Genomic DNA, 24,888 nt, shown 5'->3' on the forward strand with positions numbered 1-24,888 from the left:
CTTTTTCAATATACATTAGAAATACATCATTTTGATTCAACCATTCTGGCCTGCGGGCCTCGTATATACAGAAGGAGGAATTGTCCGATGAGCAAAGTAATCGGTATTGACTTAGGTACAACCAACTCTTGTGTGGCTGTTATGGAGGGCGGCGAAGCGGTCGTTATTCCAAATCCGGAAGGCGCACGCACAACCCCTTCCGTTGTTGGTTTCAAAAAAGATGGAGAACGTACTGTAGGGGAAACGGCAAAACGCCAAGCAATTACGAACCCGGATCGTACAATCATGTCCATCAAACGTCACATGGGTACAAACCATAAAGAAAGCATTGACGGCAAGGAATATTCCGCACAGGAAATTTCCGCTATGATTTTGCAAAAGCTGAAATCCGATGCTGAAGCTTACCTGGGACAAACGGTTACTCAAGCTGTTATTACTGTTCCAGCTTACTTCAATGACGGTCAACGTCAAGCAACCAAGGATGCAGGTAAAATTGCTGGTCTGGAAGTTCTGCGGATTGTCAACGAGCCAACAGCAGCTGCATTGGCATACGGTATGGAAAAATCCGAAGACCAAACGATCCTCGTGTATGACTTGGGTGGCGGTACATTTGACGTATCCATTCTGGAACTGGGCGACGGTTTCTTCGAAGTTAAAGCAACAAGCGGCGATAACAAGCTGGGTGGCGATGACTTTGACCAAGTGATTATTGATTACCTCGTAAATGAGTTCAAAAAAGATCAAGGCATCGACCTGAGCAAAGATAAAGCTGCTGTACAACGTCTGAAAGATGCAGCGGAAAAAGCGAAAAAAGAACTGTCCGGCGTACTGACAACGACGATTTCTTTGCCGTTTATCACAGTAGCTGATGGCGTTCCACAGCATTTGGAGTTGAACCTGACTCGTGCGAAATTTGAAGAATTGTCTGAAGGTCTGGTAGAACGTACATTGGGACCTACTCGTCAAGCAATGAAAGATGCAGGCATGAGTGCCAGCGACATCGACAAAATCGTTCTGGTCGGCGGTTCCACACGTATTCCGGCTGTACAAGAAGCAATCAAAAAGCTGACAGGTAAAGAGCCACACAAAGGCGTAAACCCTGATGAAGTGGTAGCTTTGGGCGCGGCAGTTCAAGCGGGTGTACTGACTGGTGATGTGAAAGACGTCGTTCTCCTTGACGTAACTCCACTGTCCCTCGGTATTGAAACCGCAGGTGGCGTGTTTACTAAAATGATTGATCGTAACACGACGATCCCTACGAGCAAATCGCAGGTATTCTCGACATATGCCGACAATCAGCCTAGCGTAGAAATTCACGTGTTGCAAGGTGAACGTGAAATGGCAGCAGGCAACAAAACACTGGGTCGTTTCCAATTGGGAGATATCCCTCCAGCACCACGTGGTGTACCACAAATCGAAGTTACCTTTGATCTGGATGCGAACGGTATCGTGAACGTATCCGCTACAGATAAAGGCACAGGCAAAAGCCAAAAAATTACGATCACATCTTCCAGCGGCTTGAGCGACGAGGAAGTAGAACGTATGATGAAGGATGCCGAGTTGCATGCGGAAGAAGATAAAAAACGCAAAGATTTGGTAGAAGCGAAAAATGCTGCGGATCAACTGATCTACTCTGTAGACAAAACGATTAAAGATCTGGGCGAAAAAGCGGATGCAGGCGAAGTCGAAAAAGCAAATGCAGCTAAAGAAAATCTGCAAAAAATGCTGGAAACCGACAACCTGGAAGACATCAAAAAAGCTACTGAAGAACTGACTGAAATCGTTCAGCAATTGTCTGTGAAGCTATATGAGCAAGCTGCTCAAGAAGCACAGGCTCAACAAGCTCAAGATGGCGCAGCAGACAGCAAAGGCCGCGACAATGTGGTTGACGCGGACTATGAAGTTGTTGACGAAGACCAGAAGAAAGACTAAGCTACGGATCGGGCAGTGGTAGCTTTACGGTACACCGATGCGTTATGATATACTGAATAGTAATTGCAGCGTAGCTGCCTTGATAAATAACAATTAGCCGAAGGGTAACAGTTATTTCCAAGATAAATAAGCATATTACGGGTTGTACTGCCTTGAAATGATGGGAAGGTCAAAGCCGGGTCATCCCGTGCCTTTGGCTTTCCTTTTATATGTAGTGCAGACACGTTGTAGGCATGGGGGTGGAACATTGGCTGATAAGCGTGATTATTATGAGGTGCTGGGCGTCGCGAAGGGCGCTTCGGATGAAGAAGTCAAAAAGGCTTACCGTAAGCTTGCGCGTCAGTATCATCCGGACGTGAACAAGGCTGCGGACGCGGAAACTAAATTTAAAGAAGTGAAAGAAGCTTACGATGTTCTCAGCGATGGTCAGAAGCGGGCAAGATACGATCAGTATGGTCATGTAGACCCGAACCAGGGCATGGGAGGCGGCTTCGGTGGTGGCGCCGACTTCGGTGGCGGGTTTGGCGATATTTTTGATATGTTCTTTGGTGGCGGCGGCAATGGTCGACGTGATCCGAATGCACCGCAGCGTGGGAACGATCTTCAATATACGATGACGATTGAATTCAAGGAAGCGGTGTTCGGTAAAGAAACCGACATTCATATTGAACGTACGGAAACATGTGATACGTGTCACGGTACGGGAGCCAAAGCGGGTACTCAACCACAAACCTGCTCCGTCTGCCACGGCAGCGGACAGGAAGAAGTGGTGCAGAATACACCGTTTGGTCGTATGGTTAATCGACGCGCCTGCTCCAATTGCGGCGGTTCCGGTAAAATCATTAAAGAAAAATGTACGACTTGTAGCGGTTCGGGTCGTGTACGCAAGCAACGTAAAATTCATATTCGTATTCCAGCGGGTGTGGATGACGGCGCGCAAATGCGTATTAACGGTGAAGGCGAAGGCGGTGTCAACGGAGGACCAGCAGGTGACTTGTACGTTGTGTTCCGTGTGAAATCGCACGACTTCTTTGAGCGTGAGGGAGACGATATCTACTGTGAAATTCCGCTGACGTTCTCACAGGCAGCATTGGGAGATGAAGTCGAGATCCCAACGTTGACCGAGAAAGTGAAGCTGAAAGTTCCAGCAGGTACGCAAACAGGTACTTACTTCCGTCTTAAAGGAAAAGGTGTGCCAAAACTGCGTGGCGTAGGTCAGGGTGACCAGCATATTAAGGTCGTTGTGGTAACGCCTAGTAAGCTGAGTGAGGAACAAAAGGATTTGCTGCGTCAATTCTCTTCGCTTAGCGGAGAGCAGACACATGAGAATGAGCAGTCTTTTTTTGACCGTGTGAAGCGCGCCTTCCGAGGCGACTAAGCCCAATTAGGAATCGCGGAGCTTCAACCATGAATCAAAGGAAACTATTCCGCAATTGCGGGATAGTTCCTTTTTTTATATTCACGTAAACACATACATAACCATTTTTGTATAGGCATGTTGAACTGTTGAGACTTAATATCAAGTAGAAAGGGGTGAGTTTCATCGGAAATGTACAGCTCAAGCTACGTCGGGGTAAACCGCTATTAAAGCTCAGAGGCCTAATTACACTGCTAGTATGTCTAGTTATGGCACTTGTGCTTCTGCCTGTAACCCTGTTATTTGCTGAGAGAGTGGAACATGAAACTGAGAAGGGACTGGAAGAAAAGGCAATGTCCATCGCGCGTACACTCGCCCATACGCCGCTTATTGTCGAGCAATTGCAAGGGACGGGTTCGTCTCCTTCTATGCAGGAGTATGTGAAGAGGGTTTCAGCAGCAAATCACATCCAGTTTATCGTGGCTATGGATATGAAGGGAATTCGTAAAACGCACCCGGATGCTAGGATGATCGGCAAAGCCTTTGTCGGCGGAGACGAGTATACTGCACTTCATGGCCATGAGAGCGTGTCCGTTGCGAAGGGAACATTGGGCTTGTCCATGCGAGCCTTTTCCCCCGTGTTCAGTTTAACGGGGAAACAGGTAGGGGCGATTGTTGTTGGTATATCCATGCAAGATGTACAGATGGCTCAGGAAGGCAACAACCGTCTTATTGCTATCGCCATTGGCACTGGAATGTTGATTGGCACTGGAGGTGCGGTTGTGCTGGCTCGTAAAATCAAAAATATGCTAGTCGGTCTGGAGCCGCCGGAAATCGCACGCTTGCTGGAGGAACGCAGCGCCATGTTGCAATCCATCAAGGAAGGGGTTATTGCGGTAGATGAATTCGGTCGCGTCATGCTGATGAATGCAGAAGCGATACGTCTGCTTAGGCAAGCGGGGATTGAAGATTTCTCATTCTCCGGACAGGAGATTACCGTTTATTTATCCGCTTTTCGATTGCAAGAGGTCTTGGAAGCGAGTACTCCACAGATGGATGAGGAAATGGAGCTGGGTGGAATAACCTTGCTGACCACCAGTGTTCCGATACGGGTCAAAGGGGAAATTGTGGGAGCAATTGTAACCTTTCGGGATAAAACGGAGATGAACCAGCTTGCGGAACGTTTGACAGGAGTGTCCCTGTACACGGAAGCACTACGTGCGCAGGCTCATGAATTTATGAACAAGCTGCATGTCATTATGGGGATGGTACACTTGCGAATGTACGATAAACTGGAGCATTACATTATGGATGCCGTCGAGCATCATCAAGTGGAGATTGGCTCCATCACCCGGCAGATCAGGGACCCAGTTATGGCAGGGTTTGTGTTGGGGAAATTAAGCCGGGCCAGAGAAGTAGGGGTGAATTTTGAACTGACTCCAGGTAGTTACTTGCCCGAATCCAGTCAAACTCAAACGACGCATGAACTGATTACTATTCTTGGCAATCTGTTTGATAATGCGGTGGAGGCGATGGAATCTTTGGAGCACAAACGGATTACCCTTTCACTTTATTATGAGGAAAGCCAGAAGAACGGCTATCTGACCTGTATCATGTGCGATAATGGTCCGGGTATACCGGAAGGGCTTGTGAAGGCTATATTTGAAAAAGGTTTTTCGACCAAGGGAGAGTCACGAGGGATGGGTCTTTATCTGGTGACGCAAAGTGTGAAAAGATTACAGGGAAGCATAAAGTTGATCCCAGCCGAGCAAGGGTGCTGTTTTCAGATTACGATTCCATACATTATAGCGGGGAATGATGAACATGATTAATGTCCTGATTGTAGAAGATGATCCGATGGTTGCGGAATTTAACCGCAAATATATGGAGCAGGTAGAAGGTTTTCGATGTGGGGGTTGGGCTTCTTCTGTGGAAGAGGCTAAGAAATATATAGCTGAACAAGCCATTGATTTGATATTGCTAGATGTGTATATGCAGGAAAGCAATGGCCTCGATTTACTGTCATTCATACGGGAGACAGGTGTAAATATAGATGTCATTGTCATCTCGGCTGCAAGTGACATGAACAGTGTCAAAAAAGCGATGAACTTCGGTGCGGTGGATTACTTGATTAAGCCGTTCCACTTTAACCGTTTTTTGGAGGCCCTCACGGGGTACCGAGAGCACATTAGCATCGTGCGTGAGCGCAGCCTACTTTCGCAGGAAGAACTGGACCGACTGATTTATCATAAAAGCTTGACTAAAGAATTGGCACGTTTGCCCAAAGGCATAACTAAATCCACGCTGGCTATGATATGGAATTGTATCCAGCAGCATAATAAGGTGCTATTTTCCACCGAGGATATTGCGGAAAGTGCAGGAATATCCAGGGTGTCTATGCGCAAGTACCTGGCTTTTATGACAGAGATTGAGGCTCTTTCCATGGAAACCATATACGGTACCATAGGGCGTCCTGTTTACCAATACCGAATATTGCCACAGGCAGAAGGCATCATGAATAGTTTTATTTAAATCTTCTTTCTGATTACTTTAATTACAAAAGTGAATGATTAGTTTTAAAACCAAATAAAGCGTTTTCCAAGGTGTAGAATGGAAACATGATCATCATTCTTCACTTTATGGAGGGAGATTTATGGAAAATGCTACGAATCAGCCTGTCATTCAAAAGGGGCAAAGATGGAGTAAAAATTTTGTAGATGGCATCAGAATGCTGGGTAGGGTAAAGGTGGGGGTTATTCCTCTTCCACTCTATGCCGTGATCGCGCTAATTGTTTATGCAGCTGCAATTACTGAAAGACTTCCGAACGATCTGTTGGGCGGGTTTGCCGTCATCATGATTTTAGGTATACTTCTCAGTGATTTAGGGGCCAAACTTCCGTTGCTTAAGCATATTGGCGGGCCGGCCATTTTATCTCTTATGGTTCCATCGTTAATGGTATTTTGGAATATGTTCAGTCCATCTGCGATGGGTGCTGTACACACGCTTATGAAAACCTCGAATTTTCTTTACTTCTACATCGCATGTCTAGTAACGGGAAGTATTCTTGGCATGGATCGGAAAATGCTGATGAACGGAATTGTCAAAATTTTTGCCCCCATTATTATAGGATCTATTGCAGCTGTTGCCGTGGGGATGGTGGTGGGGATGGCTTTTGGCTATAGCGCCTATCATACATTTTTTTTCATCATCATTCCGATTATCTCCGGTGGGATTGGGGAAGGCATTTTACCGTTGTCCATTTCGTATGGATTGGTGCTGGGCAAGGATTCCGCAGTATTCGTATCCCAGTTTATCCCGGCTGCAATTATCGGGAACATTGTTGCAATCATAGGTGCGGGTGTTCTGAAGAGATTAGCAGAGAAAAATCCGAAAACTTCAGGTAACGGGAGGTTATTAAAACTGGAGAAAGATGCAGACAAGTTAGCTCCGGCAAGTTTGGAGCAATCGATTTCTTTTCCATTGATGGGAGGAGGCCTGCTGTTAGCTTGCACTTTCTTTATTGTGGGTAAGTTGCTGGAGCCGTATCTCCATATTCCAGGCCCGATCCTCATGATTCTGGCGGCGGCATTAATTAAGTGTATTCAGATCATGCCGAACACATTGGAGCAGGGAGCTTTTCACTTGTACAAATGTATAACGGCAAGTCTGACGTGGCCCTTGATGGTGGGATTGGGTATTTTGTATGTACCTTTGGATAGTGTAGTTGGGATTTTAACGGTTCCTTATGCCATCACCTGCGCATCTGTTGTAGTTGCATTGATTGTTACCGGATACTTCACAGGAAAATGGATTCACATGTATCCCGTAGAAGCTGCTTTGGTGACTAGCTGTCGCGGTGGATTAGGGGGCACGGGAGATGTAGCCATTCTGTCTGCGTCCAATCGGATGGAACTGATGCCTTTTGCGCAAATTGCAACACGTATTGGAGGGGCAGGCACGGTCATTTTAGCAACTTTGTTACTCCAATTATGGAGCTGATGAGTTTTATACACAGGACTGAGATTCATATCCAAATAGAGACATGGAAGGACGGAGAAAAATATGAGCAGTTTAATAGATGAAATTAGAGAATTACACGCAGGTGGCAAAATGGAGACCTTACCAAAGAAGCCAATTGAAACGATGGAGGGGCTGTCCAAAGTTTATACGCCGGGTGTAGCTGAAATCTGTATGGAAATCGCCAATGACCCAGCCAAAGCGTATCAATTAACGATCAAAAAGAATACAGTAGCAGTCGTATCAGACGGAACTGCGGTACTTGGATTAGGAGATATCGGACCGGAGGCCGCTATGCCTGTGATGGAGGGTAAAGCAGTCTTGTTCAAACAATTTGCAGGTGTTGACGCCTTCCCAATCTGTCTCAACACGAAGGACGCTGATGAAATTGTTCAAATTGTCAAAATGATTGCTCCTGCCTTTGGCGGCATTAATTTGGAAGATATATCTTCGCCACGCTGTTTTGAAATCGAGAGACGGTTGAAGCAGGAACTGGACATTCCAGTATTTCATGATGATCAGCATGGTACGGCAGTCGTTGTATTAGCGGGTCTGGTCAATGCATTAAAGGTATGTGGCAAAAAAATGGAGGATGTCAAAGTTGTATTTGCAGGGATCGGTGCGGCGGGTATGGCCTGCTCCCGTATGCTGCTTAAGGCAGGTGTGCGCAATCTGATTGGCGTTGATCGACAGGGAGCTATTCATCGTGACGTGGAGTACAGTAACCCGCATTGGACAGAGTATGCGAACATGACTAATCCGCACAATTTAAGTGGAAGTTTATCCGATGTGATTGTGGGAGCTGATGTATTCATCGGTGTGTCAGGCCCGAATATACTGACTGTGGAGGATATACAGAGCATGGCAACTGATCCTATCGTGTTCGCCATGGCGAATCCGAAGCCGGAAATTGATCCGGCTGTAGCCGCACCTCATGTACGTGTGCTTGCTACTGGCCGCTCCGATTTTCCAAATCAAATTAACAATGTGCTATGCTTCCCGGGAATTTTCCGGGGTGCTCTAGATTGCCATGCTACGACGATTAATGAGGAAATGAAACTAGCTGCCGGACTTGCCATCGCTGATGCGATCTGTCCTGAGGAGCTAAGTGAAACTTATATCATACCGAATGTTTTTAATCCGAAGGTGGTTCAAAAGGTACGGGATGCTGTCATTCGTGCTGCATGGGAGACAGGAGTGGCCAAGTCAGGTGAAGCTCCGGCTGCTACTTTACACCCGTAAAAGTTATATTCTTCACAAACTATGGTTCACAGTCTTGGCCTGCTGTTCTCGATACCGCCTGATCCGTCTAGCCTTCGTAGGGAATATAAAATCGTGCCAATGAGCAGGATATAACAAAGCGTAACGCTCTATGCTCTTGAAGAGCAGTTGCGCTCAATACTACACAGGGAGATTTTGAGATGGGCGAAAAAAATATTTTGGCGTATTTCAAAAGTCCTGAGGAAGCACAGGGAGCCGCTAGAAAACTGGAAGCTCTCCGGGTAGCCGATGTGTCGATAGACCGATTTAGCCGGTATCCGCGGCAGTCTACTGGCAACGCCGGATTGCCTGTATTTTCAGGACAGATTAGCAGCTTGTCCTCACTGACACAGGGCGTGGACTTTACAGATGCAACTCCAGCAATACTGGCTGCAGCTGATCCGTCCGCCAGTGGCATGAGTGATGGAGGACAGGGCGGACCGACGGGCCGTGATATTTTGTTGACTGCTGTGGTGGATGAATCCATTCATCATCAGGCGATGTCCATCGTGGAACAAGCGGGTGGAATGCTGTGAAAAGTTTGGAAGGAGTAGTGACCGATGTCCAAAAACAAACGGTTTGATAAAGTGCTGACCAAAACGGAGAAAATCAAACGCATGCAATCTGCTAAAAATGAAGATGTAGAGTTCTCGGCAGATCAGGCAGATGCTGAGGATCTAGAAGCGATCCGGCGTAGCGAAGTAGCTGACCGTCGTCAGCAGCGTATCATAATCGACAATGAGTAGAATTTAATAAGACGGGTTATCTCCATTAATAAGGATAATTTGTGGGATAGCCCGTCTTATTTGTGTTCTTTCCTTTTTCTATTCATTATCCGCTGTATGCTGTTGCACTAAAAACAAGAGGACCGGCGACGAAAGCAGTAGTCGCAGGCGTTTGATTTTCAATAATCAGTTGGTAGTTTTGTACGCCCAGAGGCGCAACGTCTACCGTTTCGACATTAAGAATAATATTGTTATCGAAGACATTGGATTCCAGTCCGTAATAAATTTCCTTGCCGGCTCTCCAAATCCGTACAAGCACTCTAATGTTGCCGGCACCGACAAAACGTAGTCCAATCGAGGCTTTTAACTCTACTCGGTTGTTGACAGCTCCAGAAATAGCAGGATCAATAAATACAGACGTCGTAGCAATTCCAAGTCCGGCTGGAGAAATCGGAACAGGAAGATTTATACCATTAGTGATAGGTGTAATAACACTGGCATTATAATCTAACACCGTCTTTGCCATACTAAATCACTCCTTTTCTAGTATATTGTATTGTATGTACTAGAGTTAAGGGTGCTTGGACTAAAAGAGTGGACAACATATACAAGCTCTACAAAAAATATTTTGAACTTCGATAATATTAGCTTTTTTGAACTCCTGTGCATGTATATAGTACAATGTAATGTATGCATGTGAAATGAGGAGGAAATGAAAACCATGTTGTGGAATGAAATTACAATACATACAACCGAAGAAGCCATCGAAATGATTTCGAATTTTCTGCACGAAGCAGGTGCAGGAGGGGTTTCCATTGAAGAATCCGGTTCGCTCAACAAGCCGCGGGATACGTCCTATGGACAGTGGTATGATCGGCCTTTGAACGATATACCTGAAGGACAAGCGATCATCAAAGGCTATTTTGCCGAAGAAGTGGATATGGATCGTATTCGTTCGCAGATTGAGCCGCGCGTCGAAGAATTGAGAACTTTCGATATTGATCCTGGTGAGGTTCAGTATGAGCTGAAAACAGTTGATGAGGATGACTGGGCAAATGCTTGGAAGCAATATTTCAAGCCTTTGCGTGTGTCGGACCGTCTGACGATTAAACCCACTTGGGAAGACTATGAGCCTGCGAGTGAAGAGGAAAAAATCATTGAGTTGGACCCTGGTATGGCCTTTGGGACCGGAACGCATCCTACGACATCCCTTTGTCTGAGAACGCTGGAGTCTGTGATTAAGGGTGGAGAAGAAGTTATTGATGTCGGCACGGGTTCCGGTATTTTGGCCATTGGAGCTGTAAAGCTGGGAGCGAAGCATGTACTTGCCTTGGATTTGGACCCGGTGGCAGTATCCAGTGCGCGGGAAAATACGCGTTTGAACGGACTGGAGGAATGCATCACCATTAAAGAAAGTGATTTGCTATCCGTGCTTAATGCAAGCGATCCAACGCTGGGTATCCAGTTACCAGTCAAGCTAGTGGTAGCGAATATATTGGCAGAGATTATTCTGCTGTTCATTGATGATGTATATAAAGCCCTGGAACCAGGTGGTATTTATATTGCTTCAGGGATTTGGAAGAACAAAGAAGAGGTTGTCGAAACTGCTTTGAAAGCAGCTGGCTTTGAGATTGCCGAAATAAGCCGGGATGAAGATTGGCTGGCGTTTGTGGCGAGAAAGAGGTAAGTATGGATTTTCTACAAAATATTTTTCGTGTAAATTTAAATGTTCTTCCCTTTTATTTACTGGCTGTGATCATATCGTTCACGGTTCATGAGTTTGCACATGCGTATTATGCCAATAAATTTGGTGACCCTACGGCCAAGCTACTTGGGCGCGTGACTTTAAATCCGGCAGTGCATATTGACCTGCTGGGTACGCTGCTGCTGTTGATCGGAGGCTTTGGCTGGGCCAAGCCAGTTCCGGTTAATCGTGACAATTTTAGCCGTCCGCGCCTCATGGGCATTATCGTATCGGCTGCGGGTCCGCTGAGCAATCTGCTGCTTGCATTTGTTACTACTTTGATCTATGCCGTGCTCCTTCATTTTCAAGTATTGCCGGGGATGGAGAACCAACGGGTAGCTCAAGCAATCTATTTGTTTATCAATGCTCTGATCAATTTAAATCTATTTTTGTTTATCTTTAATTTGATCCCACTGCCTCCACTGGATGGATACCGGATTGTGGAAGATGTGGCCCCCACTCCTGTACGCCGTAAGCTTCAGCAATTTGAACAGTGGTCGATCTTTATTTTTCTGCTTATCCTGGTCATTCCGCAGGTTCGAGCTGTAACAATTGAACCTCTTTACACGCTGGCCCAGATGATTTATATACAGTTTTTGCAGTTCTCTTTTTATATCACTGGATTGTTTGGAGCCTAAGGGCTCCTTTTTTTACGAGAATAGGTAGGTATAACCTGAATAGAAGAGGGAACAGACTGGTCATACAGGCGCAAAAGATGATATGATGTTGCTTGGTGATTTATTCGGATTTTGTACGGAACGTTAGTGGATAACAGTTATTTTTAGAATGAGGATTTTGCAAAATCCAGGAATAGGTGTGAGAGAGAATGCAGCGTTATTTTATTCCGGCAGAGCAATTTCTAGAAGATCACGTGATTGTCGCGGGTGAGGACGCGCGACATATCGCTAAAGTCATGCGGGGCCGTAGTGGTGACAAAATTATAGTTAGTGACGGGATATCTAGGGAAGCGCTGGTTGCATTGGATACGATTGAGCAGGATCATGTTACGGCGACGATTATTGAGCCGCTGAAGATGACCTCTGAACCGCATGTGCAGGTCACTATCGCTCAGAGTCTTCCTAAAGGAGACAAGATGGAGACGGTGATGCAAAAATGTACAGAAATCGGAGCAACCGGGTTTGTACCGTTTTTGTCCGAGCGTACGGTCGTGCAGTATGATGCCAAAAAAGAAGGCAAGCGACTGGAGCGTTGGCGCAAGATTGTGAAGGAAGCGGCTGAACAAAGCCACCGTAACCGGATTCCAGAAATTAGCGCGCCCATGACGTGGAAAGAACTTCTGGCTTCTTTTGCTGGGTATGATTTGATATGTTATTGTTATGAAAAAGAGCAGGGTAAACAGCTACGGGATGTAATCCAGCCTTTGGCAGGACAATGGGCGTCGACGGACATGCCGCGTGTTCTGCTGGTGGTAGGCCCGGAAGGCGGCTTTACTGAAGCGGAAAGTCTGGAGGCCGAGCAGGCCGGGGCACAGTCTACAGGACTGGGAAGACGTATTTTGCGTGCGGAGACCGCAGGAATGGCTGCATTGGCATGCATTTTATATGAGACAGGAGAAATGGGAGGGGTTTAATATGCCGTCAGTGGCATTTTACACATTGGGCTGTAAGGTAAACTTTTATGATACAGAAGCGATCTGGCAGCTGTTTAAAAATGAAGGTTATGAACAGGTGGACTTTGATGAGCAGACTGCTGATGTCTATCTTATCAATACATGTACCGTTACGAATACCGGTGATAAAAAGAGTCGTCAGATCATTCGCCGCGCGATTCGCCGGAATCCAGATGCCATTGTGGCAGTGACGGGCTGCTACGCCCAAACTTCTCCTGCCGAAATTATGGATATTCCTGGCGTTGATCTCGTTATCGGGACTCAGGATCGAGACAAAATCATTCCGTTCGTACAGGAAATTCAAGAAACGCGTCAACCGGTGAACGCCGTGCGCAATATTATGAAAACGCGTGTATTTGAGGAAATGGATGTGCCTGATTTTGCTAATCATACTCGGGCCTTTTTGAAAATTCAGGATGGGTGCAATAACTTCTGTACCTTCTGCATCATTCCGTGGTCACGGGGTCTATCCCGTAGTCGTGATGCTGCGAGTATTATTGCACAGGCGCGTCAACTGGTGCACGCAGGCTACAAGGAAATTGTACTCACAGGTATCCACACTGGCGGTTATGGTGACGACATGGATAATTACGACCTATCTGATCTGCTGTGGGATCTGGAGAAGGTGGAAGGGCTGGAGCGTATCCGTATCAGTTCGATTGAAGCCAGCCAGATTGATGAAAAAATGCTTGATGTACTGAATCGTTCCACCAAGCTGGTTCGTCATTTTCACATACCGCTTCAGGCGGGGGACGACACCGTGTTGAAACGGATGCGTCGCAAGTACACGACAGAAGAGTTTTATAACAAAATGCTTATGATTCGCAAGGCAATGCCAGATGTAGCGATTACTACGGATGTGATTGTCGGCTTCCCTGGGGAGACGGATGAAATGTTCCGCAATGGCTATGAGCTGATGAAAAAAATCGATTTTTCAGAAATGCACGTGTTCCCGTACTCCAAGCGCAGTGGAACTCCTGCGGCGCGTATGGAGGATCAGGTGGACGAAGACGTGAAAAATGCACGAGTGCATGAGCTGATACAACTGTCAGAGCAAATGCAATTGGCGTATGCTGAGAAGTTTGTAGGTCAGGTACTGGAGGTCATTCCGGAAGTTGCACCGAAAGGGACCGAAGATAGCGGCATACTCCATGGATATAGTGACAATTATATTCAACTGGCGTTTGAAGGTACTGAGGATCTGGTTGGCAAGGTATGCCGCGTGAAGCTGACGAAGGCGGGCATTAATGAAAGTGAAGGCCAATTGGTTCGCGTACTAGAGAATGGGCTGCAAACAGCTCTGTAAGAACAAAAAAAGCCTGAACAGGCAATAGAGATGGCAAACAAGGATTTCGCCTTTCCTTACAGAGAGGACGGAATCCTTGTTGCGCAAGGAAGGGAGATTACAGGATGGCAGCAAAAAAGGAAATTTCCGCAGGCGGCGTTGTGTTTCGCAAACAGGGGGAGCAACTTGAAATTCAGCTCATTACTGACCGATATGGCAAGGTATCCTTGGCTAAAGGGAAAATGGAGTTGGGAGAAACAATCGAACAGACGGCTTTACGTGAAATTCGCGAGGAAACAGGGTTGAACGGGCGGATTATCCAGCATGTAGATATGATTGCTTATACGTATCATCATCCAGAATTTGGGGAAGTAGATAAAGAAGTACACTATTATCTCGTAGAGGCACTGGATGGGGATTTACAGGCACAGATCGAAGAAATTAAAGGAGTTGCGTGGCATACGCCTGAGGAAGCATGGCGTCTCCAGCGCCAGGGTGGATATGACAATAATGATGTCATTTTAAGCAAGGCGCTGTCCATGCTAGGAATTAACGTTTGATTCTGTGGGGAGATATACGATCCTCTAAACGCGTCCACACAGGTAGATAGCAGAGAGGCAAAACCAGCAGAGAGCTAATAACGTTAAACAGAGTTTGGGCATGGGCTACTTTAGCTCCGGGCTCGGTAGATATCCAGGCAGCGGCCATCTCCAGACCAGGGATCAACGGCATAAAGAGCAAGGCTCCGCCTACGTTCAGCAGCACGTGGGACCAGGCCACAAATTTGCCGGACACGCTGCCGCCAACAGCGGCAATCAGGGCGGTTACGCAGGTGCCTACATTGGAGCCGATGACGATGGCGATCCCCACATCGGCTGGCAAGGCTCCCGCAGCGGCAAGGCTAATCGCCATGCCAATGACGGCTGCGCTACTGTGAACCAGCGCGGTCAGACAGGCTCCAGCAGCGAAGGCCCACCACATGTTGGCCGCAGCGTGATCAAGAAACCAGCGGAATAGTCCGGCCTGCTCAATCCAGGGGCCGACTGTTTGCATTACGCGGATACCTGCCAGAATCAGCGAAAATCCAGCAAAGACGAGGCTGATATATTGTACAGCCTGCGGACGGCTAAGCCCATTGGAGCCGGGTGAAGCTCCGGCGGACGCATACTGGCGATTGGGGACAGCTTCACCCCACAGGACGGCAGTGCTCCAGCATAGCAGTGAGCCGCAGAGCAGCGGAACAGCCAGCATGCCAAGCTGGAGCCCCATCAGCTCAGTGGTCAGGCAGGTGCCGATATTGGTGCCGAGAATGATGCCGAGCGTGCGGCCGTAGGTCAACAGCCCGGCGTTAACCAGTCCGATCGTCAGCACCGTTACGGCGGTGCTGCTTTGCAGCAGGGCCGTAATGCCTGAGCTGAACAGCATGCCCCGCCAAGGGGAAACTGTGGCGCGGTTCAGCCAGCGGGTGAGGAAGGGGCCGGCTAAATGCCGGAGGGCTGCTTCCATCAGCTTCATCCCGCCCAAAAAAATAAACAGCCCGCCGCACAGTGGGAGTATAACATGTATAAACACGGGCATAGCCCCCTTTTCTAGGTAAAAATACTTATGTAACAGCCTATGATCTGTCGGGGACAGCCATGACAAGCATGGCTGAGCTCTTTTTTACGGAACGATATTAAGGACTTTGAGTAATCCAAGAATGGGAGTGAAGGATTTTGCCTTCAGTAATATTAGAACGCAGCCGTAAAAAAAGGCTGGAGCACGCACACCCTTGGGTGTTTAAAAACGAAATAGCCAAGATCGAAGGGGACCCAGAGGCAGGCGATTTGGTCAGTATCGTTAACCATCAGGGGCGTTATTTGGCGACAGGTTACTATAATCCAGCTTCACAAATTACAGTGCGTGTGATGTCCTACGAGCCGCTGGAAGCAATGGATCAAAACTTTTTTGCCCAACGCTTTCGCAAATGTCTGGAGCACCGCGAACGTTTTGTGACCGGGGGAAACGCTTATCGGTTGGTGTACGGCGAGGCTGATTTTTTGCCTGGACTGATTGTAGATCGATTTGGTGATGTGTTAGTCGTGCAGTTGTTAACGCTTGGCATGGATCGGCGCAGGGAAGAAATCAGGGATGCGCTCGTTGAAGTAGTGGGTCCTGTTGGTATATATGAGCGAAGTGATGTATCCATCCGTGAGCTGGAAGGATTGGAACAAACGAAGGGTCCTTTGTACGGTGATTGCCCGCGTCATGTGGTAGTGACGGAAAATGGCCTGCAAATCAAGGTTGATATCGTAGAGGGCCAGAAGACGGGTTATTTCTTTGACCAGCGTGAAAATCGTGCGGCCATAGCACCGTTGATGACAGGTTGGGGAGCACGTAGTGGAATTACGCTACAAGAAGTAGCTGCAGACTCAGGGGATGCGGGCACAACGGTCATGAAGCCAGTGAATAAAAGTGGTAAGGTTGTTGAATTCCCATTCTGGGATGGCGCAACCGTATTGGAATGTTTTTCGCACACGGGAAGCTTTACGCTCAATGCATGTAAACATGGTGCTAAAAAAGTAACTTGTCTTGATATTTCAGAGCATGCGATTGAAAGTGCGCGGGATAATGTCAAGCTGAACGGTTTTGAGGAACGCGTTGAGTTTGTCGTCGACGATGCTTTTCAATATTTGCGCAATCAAGTGAAAGGTGTAGAGGAACGCAATGCACGAGCCGGGGGCAAAGGAGATACATCCAAGCCGCTGACAGCAGGTGGCGGACGCACCTTTGACGTGGTCATTCTTGATCCGCCAGCCTTTGCCAAAACGAAGAACGCTGTCAAAGGAGCTACACGTGGATATAAAGATATCAACCTGCACGGGATGAAGCTGGTTAATGAGGGCGGCTATCTGGTGACTGCGAGCTGCTCGTTCCATATGCGGCCAGAGTTGTTTTTAGATACCATTAAGGAAGCGGCGGCAGATGCCGGCAAAATCCTTCGTCTGGTAGACTGGAGAGCGGCTGGTAAAGACCATCCTCAAATTTTGGGTGTGGAGGAAGGCCATTACTTGAAATTCGCCATCTTTGAGGTGCGCAGCCGGACACAGCTGTAGGTTTCATACAAGGTCAAAGTCAATCGCCTTTTTGGTGATTAAATAGGTAAAATAGACTCGTTTAGGTATAAATCAGTCCTGTAGAGAAGGCATGCACCAAGCCAATCTGCGGGACTGATTTGTTTTTTTAGAGGGAGGAAGAATTGCTACAACATGGCAAACGTACGTTCTTTTCTCCCTTGCCTGATATGCTATACTGTTTAATAGAATGTTGTTCGTTGGAAAGGAGGCCGCATCATGTCGGTTCGCTTGTTGATTGGCCGCTCTGGGAGTGGTAAAAGTACGTTAATCCGCAATGAAATGACGTCTATGTTACGCGAGGAGCCGCTAGGTAAGCCTATGCTGTTACTTGTACCGGAGCAATCGTCATTTGCTTCTGAGCATGCGTTACTTACAGAATCCGGAAACGGTATTCAGGGGTCGGTGCGCGCCCAAGTGATGGGATTTCATCGTCTTGCCTATTTAGTTATGCAGGAAACCGGGGGTTCAGCACTGGTGCCTGTAACGGAAGAAGGCAAGAAGATGCTTTTATATAAAATTATTCGTCGTCGCAAGGATGAACTGAGTTTGTTTAAGGATTCGGGAGACCAGCTCGGCTTTGTGGATCGGTTGAATACATTGTTTACGGAGCTAAAGCAGTATGGAAATGATACTCGGTCTGTACCGGAGCAACTGGAGCGAATGAACGCTGCTGGAGAGTCAACTCCGATTTTGCGCGGCAAGCTCAAAGATATCAGTCTAATCTATGAGGATTTTGAACGAGAGCTGACGCTTAAATATATTGACGGTGAAGATACGCTGCGCATGCTGGCAGAACAGATTGCTGAGTCTTCCCTTGTGCGTGGGGCAGATATTTGGATGGATGGCTACCGCAGGTTTACACCACATGAATACAAGGTGGTGGAGCAGCTTATGCTGCACGCTTCTTCGTTGACGGTGGCGCTGACTTGCAACCGCAGCTACGAGAGCGGACAGCTTCCGCATGAGCTGGATTTGTTTCATCCCTCAGCGGCTACGTATGTAAAGCTCAAAGGAATGGCAGACGAGCTGATGATAGAGACGCAGACACAATTACTGCGCCCTGATCCGCTGCCGAGATTTAAGGAGCGTCCGGCGTTGGCGTATTTGGAGGCTAACTTTGAACATCGTACAGGGTTACGGAATCAGGAACAATGGATGCGGCTGCAGCAGCTACGAGAGCAGTGGACAGAAGAACAGCCGGAAGGCATAAAACTGTACACTGCGGCTAATCGCCGTGCAGAGCTGGAAGGGGCTGTACGCGAAATGCGTCGTCTGGCCCGAGATGAGGGCGCTCGTTATCGGGAGATGGCCCTGTTTGTACGTCATATTGAAGATTATGAGCCATGGGTGGAACCGATATTCAAACAATATGAGGTTCCAGTATTTCTGGATCAGCGGAGAAGTGTTTTGCATCATCCCTTAGTGGAATTGATTCGGGCTTCGCTGGATATCGTGCAGCGTCGTTGGCGATATGAGGATGTATTCCGTGCGGTCAAAACAGACCTTCTCCTGCCGCTGGATGGTCGGGTAAGTCGTGAGGAGATGGACCGTTTGGAAAACTATGTACTAGCCTGCGGAATACAAGGCAGCCGTTGGACAGACGGTCGCCCGTGGCAGGCTGTGCCCAGCTTGTCACTGGAGCTGGAGGAGCAGGAACGGAGCCGTCAACGGGATGAAACGTTGGATTTGATGGAACTGTGCCGGGATGTGATCGTGACGCCTTTACGTGCGTTTGAGAAACGTGTCGGCAAGGCACGAACTGCACTTGAGAAGTGTGAAGCGGTATATCTGTTACTGGAGGATGCAGAAATCGGCCACAAGCTGGACGCCTTCATTCATCAGGCAGAGGAAGCAGGAAAACCTGAGCAGGCGAAGGAGCATCGTCAAGTATGGGATGCGGTGCTTGAACTACTGGATCAAATTGTCGAAATGATGGGTGATGAGAGGCTGGATACCTCTTTGTTTGCGGGTGTGCTGGAAACGGGATTGGCTGAGTTCCGTATGGGACTTGTTCCGCCAGCTCTGGATCAGGTTCTAGTCGGAAACACGGACCGTACACGTGTGTCCGGTATTCAACATGCCTTTGTACTAGGTATGAACGAAGGTGTGATGCCGGCTGTGTTCCATGAGGACGGTGTGCTGAATGAGCAGGAGCGTACGGCATTAAACGAACGAGGCGTAGAGCTGGCGCCGGATATGACAAGACGTCTGTTGGACGAACGTTTTCTCGCTTATACGGCCCTTACTTCAGCCGGTAAAAGCCTGTGGATGAGCTATGCAGTGACTGATGAAGAAGGGAAGTCGTTGCTGCCGTCTGAGTTAGTACGACATGTGCGGCACCTGTTTCCTAGTCTGGACGAGCGTCCACTGGCTGGATACCCTTTGCCTGGGGATGCTTGGACGACGCAATGGGAGTATGCTTCTCATCCGTCCGAGGCTTTACCGCAGCTCATTGCGCAATTACGGCATTGGCGGCGTGGCGGTGACATTTTATCCCCTTGGTGGGAGGTATATAACTGGTACGCAAGCCAGCAAGGGCGTGAGAAGGACAAGCTGCGTCAGCTGTTGACCTCACTTTTTTACGAGAACCATGCCGAAATGCAGAAGGAAACGAGCCGCCGTCTGTACGGCAGCAAGCTGCGTACCAGCGTATCTCGTATGGAACGTTTTGTGGCATGTCCATTTTCGCACTTTGCCTCTCACGGTCTTCGTTTGAAGGAACGTCAAATGTATCGCCTGAAGGCCCCGGATATCGGACAATTATTTCATGCAGCGCTTGGAGAGATGGCGATCAATTTGCGTAAACGCAATGTCAGCTGGGGCAGTCTCAGCACGGAGGAATGCCGCCAAGAGGCGGAAAGTACAGTGGAGCGTTTGGCTCCTCGTCTGCAAGGCGAGATTTTAATGAGCTCCAAGCGGTATGGCTACATTTTGCGTAAATTGAAAGACATCGTGAGCCGTGCCTCGTTGATTTTAGGTGAACATGCGCGAAGAGGTAGCTTTGAGCCGATTGGGCTGGAGTTAGACTTTGGGCCGGGTCAGCAGCTTCCTCCGTTAAGCTTCCGGTTAGATAACGGCGTTGTAATGGAAATTGTCGGACGGATTGACCGTGTAGATGTGGCAGAGGGAGAAAAGGGGTTACTTTTGCGTGTCATCGATTACAAATCTAGCCAAAAGGATCTCAAGCTGCATGAAGTGTACTATGGCCTGTCCTTGCAGATGCTCACCTACCTGGATGTGCTGCTGAATGCGGCGGAGGAATGGTTGGGCGAGACAGCTTATCCAGCGGGTACACTGTATTTTCACGTCCACAATCCGATGTTGCAGTCGCCTAACGGTCTTAGCGCAGAACAGGCCCGTCAGGAGCTTTTAAAACGTTTTAAGATGAAGGGATTATTGCTCGCGGATCGGGATGTAGTTGGGCAAATGGATACAGCATTGGACAAGGGATATTCCTCTATTTTACCTGTTGCGGTGAAAGCAGACGGCAGTTTTTATAGCAGTGCTTCGGTTGCTTCGCCGGAACAGTGGGACAGCCTGCTAGCTTCGGTACGTCATAATATCCGGACGATTGGCACACGGATGACAGAGGGCGATGTGGCCATTGAACCTTATCGTATCCAGCAAGAGACGGCTTGTACCTTCTGTTCTTTTAAGCCTGTTTGTCAATTTGACGACAGTCTGGACGGTAGTGGCTACAATCAATGGGGTAAACCCGGTAAGGATCAGATCTGGAATCTGCTGGGTCATACACAGGAAGGGAAAGGAGGAATGGACCAATGATAGGCACGTCAAACACTAAAGGCATGCCGAAGCCGGAAGGCAGTATGTGGAGTGATGACCAGTGGCGTGCAATTTCGGAATCTGGTAATAACATGCTGGTCGCGGCAGCGGCAGGGTCTGGTAAAACAGCGGTGCTCGTAGAGCGTATTATTCGTAAAATCGTCGATCCCCAGCTCGGCTTCAGTGTGGATCGGTTACTGGTAGCGACCTTTACGAAGGCTGCCGCCGCCGAAATGCGTCAACGGATACGCGAAGCGTTGGAACGTGTACTGGAGCAGGAACCGGAAAGTGAGCATGTACGCCGCCAGCTATCGTTGCTGAATCGGGCCTCGATTACGACGCTTCACTCATTTTGTATGGAGGTCATCCGCAGGCATTATCAGGCCATTCCCCTTGATCCCGGTTTTCGGATTATGAATGAGCATGAGACAGAATTGCTGCGTCAGGAGCTTCTAGAAGAACTGTTTGAGGAGAAATATGAGGCTCATGATGAAGGCAGTACATTCCGCAGACTGGTCGACTGGTTCAGTGGAGAACGCACCGATGATGCAATGTACGTGCTTGTTCAGCGGCTGTATGATTTTTCTCAAAGTCATCCTTGGCCAGAACATTGGCTGCGGGAGACAGCGGCAGCATTTCGTGTACAGGATGTAGCCGCTTTGGGAGAGACTCCCTGGGTTCGCAGTATTTTGGCGGATGCTGCACTTTCATTGCGTGGAGCAGCGAGCTTGCTGGAACAGGCGCATGAAACAGCTATGCAGCCTGGCGGTCCTGCACCTTATGCCGTGACGCTGCAAGAGGATGCGGCGATGGTGAAGGGATTGTTACAGGAGCTGGAGACACAGCCGTGGGCATCTCTATATGATCATTTTCAGACAGCTTCCTTCGGTAAGCTCAAGCCCGTCAAAAAAGATCAGACCGAGCCTGCATTGCAGGAACGGGTTAAAACGCTGCGTGAAGCAGCCAAAAAAATGATTACAGATATGAAGGCTTCCCTGTTTGGCAGGAGAGCAGAAGCCTATTGGGAGGAGCTGCACGCCGCGGCTCCGCTGATGGACGAATTGATAGAAACCGTGATTGTATTCGGGGAACGATTTCAACATCACAAGCAGTCAAAAGGGCTGGTGGACTTCGGGGATTTGGAACATTACTGTCTGAAAATATTACGACATCCCGATTCTACTCCGTACAAGCTACTACCTTCCGACGCTGCGTTCGAATACAAGGCGCAATTCGACGAGGTGCTGCTGGATGAGTATCAGGATACGAATACCGTACAGGAAGATATCGTCAGGCTGGTATCACGGGAGGAACCGGGTAACCGTTTTATGGTGGGCGACGTGAAACAGAGTATTTATCGGTTTCGGCTGGCGGAGCCGGGTCTGTTTTTGAATAAGTATCAACGGTACGGCATGCAGGAGCAGGAAGATGGCTTATTAATTGATCTGGCGCGTAATTTCCGCAGTCGGGAGGAAGTTGTCGATGCGGTCAATTTGGTGTTCCGCCAGATTATGAGTGTGGATGTGGCGGAAATTGAGTACGATGAACGAGCGTGGCTGGTACACGGCGCATCCTATCCCGACCAGTCGGATCAAGACGCCGCATCTGTATACGCACCTGAGCTGTTGTTAGTTGATAAGGGTGGACATGGTCTTTCCGAGGCTTCGGAGCTGTCCGAAACGGGGGACGAATCTGCTTTACAGGAAAGTGAGCTGGCTGAGCTTGTGGAGTTAGAAACGGCACAGTTAGAGGCTCGTGCGATCGCGCAACGGATTAAAGAACTGACCGGAGACACTGGACAACCACTGTTGATTTACGACAGAGGATTAAAAGCGATGCGTCCGGCAGTCTACGGTGATATCGTCATTTTGCTTCGTTCCGCAAGCGTGTGGGCCCCCCTAATTGTGGAGGAACTGCGGCTTGAGGGCATTCCGGCCTCCGGGGAGCAGACGACAGGCTTTTTTAAAGCAACGGAAGTTGAGGTAATGTTGTCTCTACTGCATATTATTGATAATCCGCAGCAGGACATCCCGCTTGCATCCGTGCTTCGTTCGCCGATTGTCGGCTTGACCGAAGATGAACTGGCACAAATTCGGTTGGAGAAGCCGGATGGATTGTTTTATGGCGCATTACTGGCGGCGGCTGAGGCTGACCTACTGGAAGAAAGCGAAGAAGGGATTTCAGCTGACATCATGGAGTTGGATATTTTCCCAGAGGACTCTTTATCTTCATCTGACTTTGGTAATAGAAATGACGGGAATACGTTGTCTGCCCGACTACGTTCATTTTTGCGTAATTTGGAAGCCTGGCGGCATGAAGCCAGACAAGGCAGCTTAAGTGCATTGATTTGGAATGTGCTGGAGGAAACAGGATATCTGGATTGGGTCGGTGGACTGCCTGGCGGCTCACAGCGCCAAAGCAATTTGCGGGCGCTATATGACCGAGCGAGACAGTATGAGACTTCTACGTCCAACCGAGGATTGTTCCGATTTCTGACCTTCATTTCCCGTCTACGGGAGCGAGGCGGTGATTTAGGATCAATTAGCGGAGGGACTGAACCCGATCAGGCTGTCCGCATTATGACCATTCATAAAAGTAAAGGACTTGAATTCCCTATCGTGTTTATTGCCGGGACAGCAAAAATGTTCAATCAACAGGATCTCAATGCGCCGTTTCTTATGCACAAGGAGTTGGGGTTTGGTCCTAAATATGTGGAGGAACAAAATCGTGTCAGCTACCCTACGCTGCCTAATTTAGCGATCCGCCGACGCTCACAGCTGGAGCTATTGGCTGAGGAAATGCGGGTGTTATACGTGGCGCTTACACGTCCGCGCGAAAAGCTGATTATGACCGGAACCGTGAAGGATCTCGCTTCGCGCGCAGCGGGTTGGGCACGTGCCAAAGAACATACGGAAATTGTCTTACCAGACTATATGCTGGCGGCAGGCCGCAGCTATCTGGACTGGGTAGGTCCCGCTTTGATTCGGCATCCTTCTGCTACTTTGTTGAGGGAAGCCGCAGGTGATCAGGATGGGTACTATCACAGGCTGGAACATATGCCGGGAACAGACTGGTTATTTAAAATCGTGGCCTCGGAAACACTTTCCGGCTCTCGTGTGAACTCAGATCATGAGGAAGAGGTGTCGGGAGAAGAGCGCCAAAAGAAGACAGAAGCACTGAGAAATGCGGAGCTAATCGACTTGAACGAAGAGAGTGAAACGGATATTGAAGCTGCTCTTTCCTGGATTTATCCGTATGAACGGGCTGGCAAGACGGCAGCCAATACATCGGTTACTGAGATGAAAAGATGGCTGGAAATGCAGGAGATGGGTTCGGACGATTGGCTGAATCTATCTACCTCCCTACTAGCAGAGTTACCGGAGGATCGGGAGGATTCTCACACTGGGGGAAGTCAATTACACTTGCGCAGACCTAAGTTTATGGGGAATCAGCGTCTGACTCCAACGGAACGAGGAACAGTCTATCATACGTTGATGCTGCATTTGCCACTAGATGGGGGGATGAGCGCCGAAGTTATTGAGGAAACCAAGGCTCGTTTGCTCAATCAGCGTATGTTACTGGATGTTCATGCAGAGGCGCTAGATACGGATAAAATATTACGCTTTTTCACTAGTGAGCTGGGTAGCAGAATGCTGGGAGCATCCCATGTTCAAAGAGAGCTTCCGTTTACTTATACCATGCGGGCAACCGATTACTGGAACCACAGCTTACCATCGATGTCACCAGGACAAGAAACAGATTCGGAAGGTAGACAGGACGGCGATAAGGTGCTGATGAACGGGATTATTGACTGTCTATTTGAAACTCCTGAAGGACTCGTACTGGTAGATTATAAAACAGATCGGATATCTGAATATCGTACACTGTCCCATTTAACAGACCAATATCGATTTCAATTGGAGCTGTATGCCCGTGTGATCGAAGAGATTACAGGCAAAAAGGTTGCTGAGAAGTGGCTGTATTTTTTAGAAGCTGGAGAGAGTGTACGGCTGTAGTTATATAGATAGGGAGAGGAGG

Annotated in this window: 18 protein-coding genes; 16 read left to right on the forward strand and 2 right to left on the reverse strand. The window is 48.3% G+C overall.

All coding sequences use genetic code 11. From position 1 onward, the window contains the following. The first annotated feature begins 87 nt into the window (after window positions 1–87). The 8 genes from dnaK to MKX59_RS09500 all read left to right on the forward strand — a co-directional run bounded on the left by dnaK (window position 88) and on the right by MKX59_RS09500 (window position 9,313). Window positions 88–1,932: a molecular chaperone DnaK gene (gene dnaK, locus MKX59_RS09465; protein WP_068942392.1), complete on the forward strand. Its 1,845-nt coding sequence runs from the start codon at window positions 88–90 to the stop codon at window positions 1,930–1,932. Between the two features lie 247 nt (window positions 1,933–2,179). Beyond that, window positions 2,180–3,310 carry a molecular chaperone DnaJ gene (gene dnaJ, locus MKX59_RS09470; RefSeq protein WP_023989511.1) on the forward strand — a complete coding sequence of 377 codons (1,131 nt, stop codon included), beginning with the start codon at window positions 2,180–2,182 and terminating at the stop codon, window positions 3,308–3,310. 155 nt (window positions 3,311–3,465) lie between these two features. Continuing rightward, window positions 3,466–5,121 (forward strand): DcuS/MalK family sensor histidine kinase, encoded by a 1,656-nt coding sequence (gene dcuS, locus MKX59_RS09475; RefSeq protein WP_340858312.1) that lies wholly within the window; start codon window positions 3,466–3,468, stop codon window positions 5,119–5,121. Then, window positions 5,114–5,821: a two-component system response regulator DcuR gene (gene dcuR / locus MKX59_RS09480; protein ID WP_028540448.1), complete on the forward strand. Its 708-nt coding sequence runs from the start codon at window positions 5,114–5,116 to the stop codon at window positions 5,819–5,821. Before dcuS ends, dcuR begins: the two co-directional genes overlap by 8 nt. 121 nt (window positions 5,822–5,942) lie before the next feature. Further along, a complete protein-coding gene (locus MKX59_RS09485) occupies window positions 5,943–7,289 on the forward strand; it encodes a 2-hydroxycarboxylate transporter family protein (protein WP_023989508.1) in 1,347 nt (448 codons plus the stop codon). A 63-nt stretch (window positions 7,290–7,352) separates the two neighbouring features. Then, window positions 7,353–8,549, forward strand: coding sequence for an NAD(P)-dependent malic enzyme (locus MKX59_RS09490; RefSeq protein ID WP_025723348.1), 1,197 nt, complete (start codon window positions 7,353–7,355; stop codon window positions 8,547–8,549). 179 nt (window positions 8,550–8,728) lie between these two features. Beyond that, a complete protein-coding gene (locus MKX59_RS09495; RefSeq protein ID WP_013311164.1) occupies window positions 8,729–9,103 on the forward strand; it encodes a hypothetical protein in 375 nt (124 codons plus the stop codon). A gap of 24 nt (window positions 9,104–9,127) precedes the next feature. Continuing rightward, on the forward strand, window positions 9,128–9,313 hold the full coding sequence (locus tag MKX59_RS09500) for a YfhD family protein (RefSeq protein ID WP_023989507.1): 186 nt from the start codon (window positions 9,128–9,130) through the stop codon (window positions 9,311–9,313). 85 nt (window positions 9,314–9,398) lie between these two features. On the opposite strand, the gene MKX59_RS09505 is transcribed toward MKX59_RS09500, so the two are convergent. Then, complete coding sequence (locus MKX59_RS09505) at window positions 9,399–9,818, reverse strand: hypothetical protein (RefSeq protein ID WP_023989506.1); 420 nt, start codon at window positions 9,816–9,818, stop codon at window positions 9,399–9,401. Window positions 9,819–10,013: 195 nt separating this feature from the next. Between MKX59_RS09505 and prmA the strand changes: the two genes are divergently transcribed. The 5 genes from prmA (at window position 10,014) to MKX59_RS09530 (ending at window position 14,511) form a co-directional block, all read left to right on the forward strand. After that, window positions 10,014–10,979, forward strand: coding sequence for a 50S ribosomal protein L11 methyltransferase (prmA, locus tag MKX59_RS09510; protein ID WP_279834704.1), 966 nt, complete (start codon window positions 10,014–10,016; stop codon window positions 10,977–10,979). Between the two features lie 2 nt (window positions 10,980–10,981). Further along, window positions 10,982–11,674 carry a site-2 protease family protein gene (locus tag MKX59_RS09515; protein WP_023989504.1) on the forward strand — a complete coding sequence of 231 codons (693 nt, stop codon included), beginning with the start codon at window positions 10,982–10,984 and terminating at the stop codon, window positions 11,672–11,674. A gap of 188 nt (window positions 11,675–11,862) precedes the next feature. Next, a complete protein-coding gene (locus MKX59_RS09520; protein WP_264454752.1) occupies window positions 11,863–12,627 on the forward strand; it encodes a 16S rRNA (uracil(1498)-N(3))-methyltransferase in 765 nt (254 codons plus the stop codon). A gap of 1 nt (window position 12,628) precedes the next feature. Continuing rightward, window positions 12,629–13,972 carry a tRNA (N(6)-L-threonylcarbamoyladenosine(37)-C(2))-methylthiotransferase MtaB gene (gene mtaB, locus MKX59_RS09525; RefSeq protein WP_023989502.1) on the forward strand — a complete coding sequence of 448 codons (1,344 nt, stop codon included), beginning with the start codon at window positions 12,629–12,631 and terminating at the stop codon, window positions 13,970–13,972. Between the two features lie 104 nt (window positions 13,973–14,076). Continuing rightward, the gene (locus tag MKX59_RS09530; protein WP_023989501.1) at window positions 14,077–14,511 is read left to right on the forward strand and encodes an NUDIX hydrolase; all 435 of its coding nucleotides are present in this window, start codon (window positions 14,077–14,079) and stop codon (window positions 14,509–14,511) included. Here the strand turns inward: MKX59_RS09530 and MKX59_RS09535 are convergent. Then, the gene (locus MKX59_RS09535) at window positions 14,501–15,523 is read right to left on the reverse strand and encodes a Na/Pi cotransporter family protein (RefSeq protein WP_023989500.1); all 1,023 of its coding nucleotides are present in this window, start codon (window positions 15,521–15,523) and stop codon (window positions 14,501–14,503) included. The two genes, MKX59_RS09530 and MKX59_RS09535, sit on opposite strands and share 11 nt — an antisense overlap. A 143-nt stretch (window positions 15,524–15,666) precedes the next feature. Here MKX59_RS09535 and MKX59_RS09540 point away from each other — a divergent pair, with 143 nt between their 5' ends. From MKX59_RS09540 to addA, 3 genes are all read left to right on the forward strand, one after another. Beyond that, window positions 15,667–17,046 (forward strand): class I SAM-dependent rRNA methyltransferase, encoded by a 1,380-nt coding sequence (locus MKX59_RS09540; RefSeq protein ID WP_028540449.1) that lies wholly within the window; start codon window positions 15,667–15,669, stop codon window positions 17,044–17,046. Between the two features lie 237 nt (window positions 17,047–17,283). After that, window positions 17,284–20,850: a helicase-exonuclease AddAB subunit AddB gene (gene addB / locus MKX59_RS09545; protein ID WP_076264700.1), complete on the forward strand. Its 3,567-nt coding sequence runs from the start codon at window positions 17,284–17,286 to the stop codon at window positions 20,848–20,850. Then, window positions 20,847–24,866, forward strand: a complete 4,020-nt coding sequence (gene addA / locus MKX59_RS09550) for a helicase-exonuclease AddAB subunit AddA (RefSeq protein ID WP_340858321.1) — start codon at window positions 20,847–20,849, stop codon at window positions 24,864–24,866. The genes addB and addA overlap by 4 nt, the downstream gene beginning before the upstream one ends. The last annotated feature ends 22 nt before the right edge of the window (window positions 24,867–24,888 follow it).

The organism is Paenibacillus sp. FSL R7-0340, assembly GCF_038002205.1.
GTDB classification, from domain to species: domain Bacteria; phylum Bacillota; class Bacilli; order Paenibacillales; family Paenibacillaceae; genus Paenibacillus; species Paenibacillus polymyxa_B.

Coding starts and splice junctions, on each gene's coding strand:
- dnaK (WP_068942392.1), top strand. CDS start 88: ATGAGCAAAGTAATCGGTATTGACTTAGGTACAACCAACTCTTGTGTG.
- dcuR (WP_028540448.1), top strand. CDS start 5,114: ATGATTAATGTCCTGATTGTAGAAGATGATCCGATGGTTGCGGAATTT.
- MKX59_RS09485 (WP_023989508.1), top strand. CDS start 5,943: ATGGAAAATGCTACGAATCAGCCTGTCATTCAAAAGGGGCAAAGATGG.
- MKX59_RS09490 (WP_025723348.1), top strand. CDS start 7,353: ATGAGCAGTTTAATAGATGAAATTAGAGAATTACACGCAGGTGGCAAA.
- MKX59_RS09495 (WP_013311164.1), top strand. CDS start 8,729: ATGGGCGAAAAAAATATTTTGGCGTATTTCAAAAGTCCTGAGGAAGCA.
- MKX59_RS09500 (WP_023989507.1), top strand. CDS start 9,128: ATGTCCAAAAACAAACGGTTTGATAAAGTGCTGACCAAAACGGAGAAA.
- MKX59_RS09505 (WP_023989506.1), bottom strand. CDS start 9,818: ATGGCAAAGACGGTGTTAGATTATAATGCCAGTGTTATTACACCTATC.
- prmA (WP_279834704.1), top strand. CDS start 10,014: ATGTTGTGGAATGAAATTACAATACATACAACCGAAGAAGCCATCGAA.
- MKX59_RS09515 (WP_023989504.1), top strand. CDS start 10,982: ATGGATTTTCTACAAAATATTTTTCGTGTAAATTTAAATGTTCTTCCC.
- MKX59_RS09520 (WP_264454752.1), top strand. CDS start 11,863: ATGCAGCGTTATTTTATTCCGGCAGAGCAATTTCTAGAAGATCACGTG.
- mtaB (WP_023989502.1), top strand. CDS start 12,629: ATGCCGTCAGTGGCATTTTACACATTGGGCTGTAAGGTAAACTTTTAT.
- MKX59_RS09530 (WP_023989501.1), top strand. CDS start 14,077: ATGGCAGCAAAAAAGGAAATTTCCGCAGGCGGCGTTGTGTTTCGCAAA.
- addB (WP_076264700.1), top strand. CDS start 17,284: ATGTCGGTTCGCTTGTTGATTGGCCGCTCTGGGAGTGGTAAAAGTACG.
- addA (WP_340858321.1), top strand. CDS start 20,847: ATGATAGGCACGTCAAACACTAAAGGCATGCCGAAGCCGGAAGGCAGT.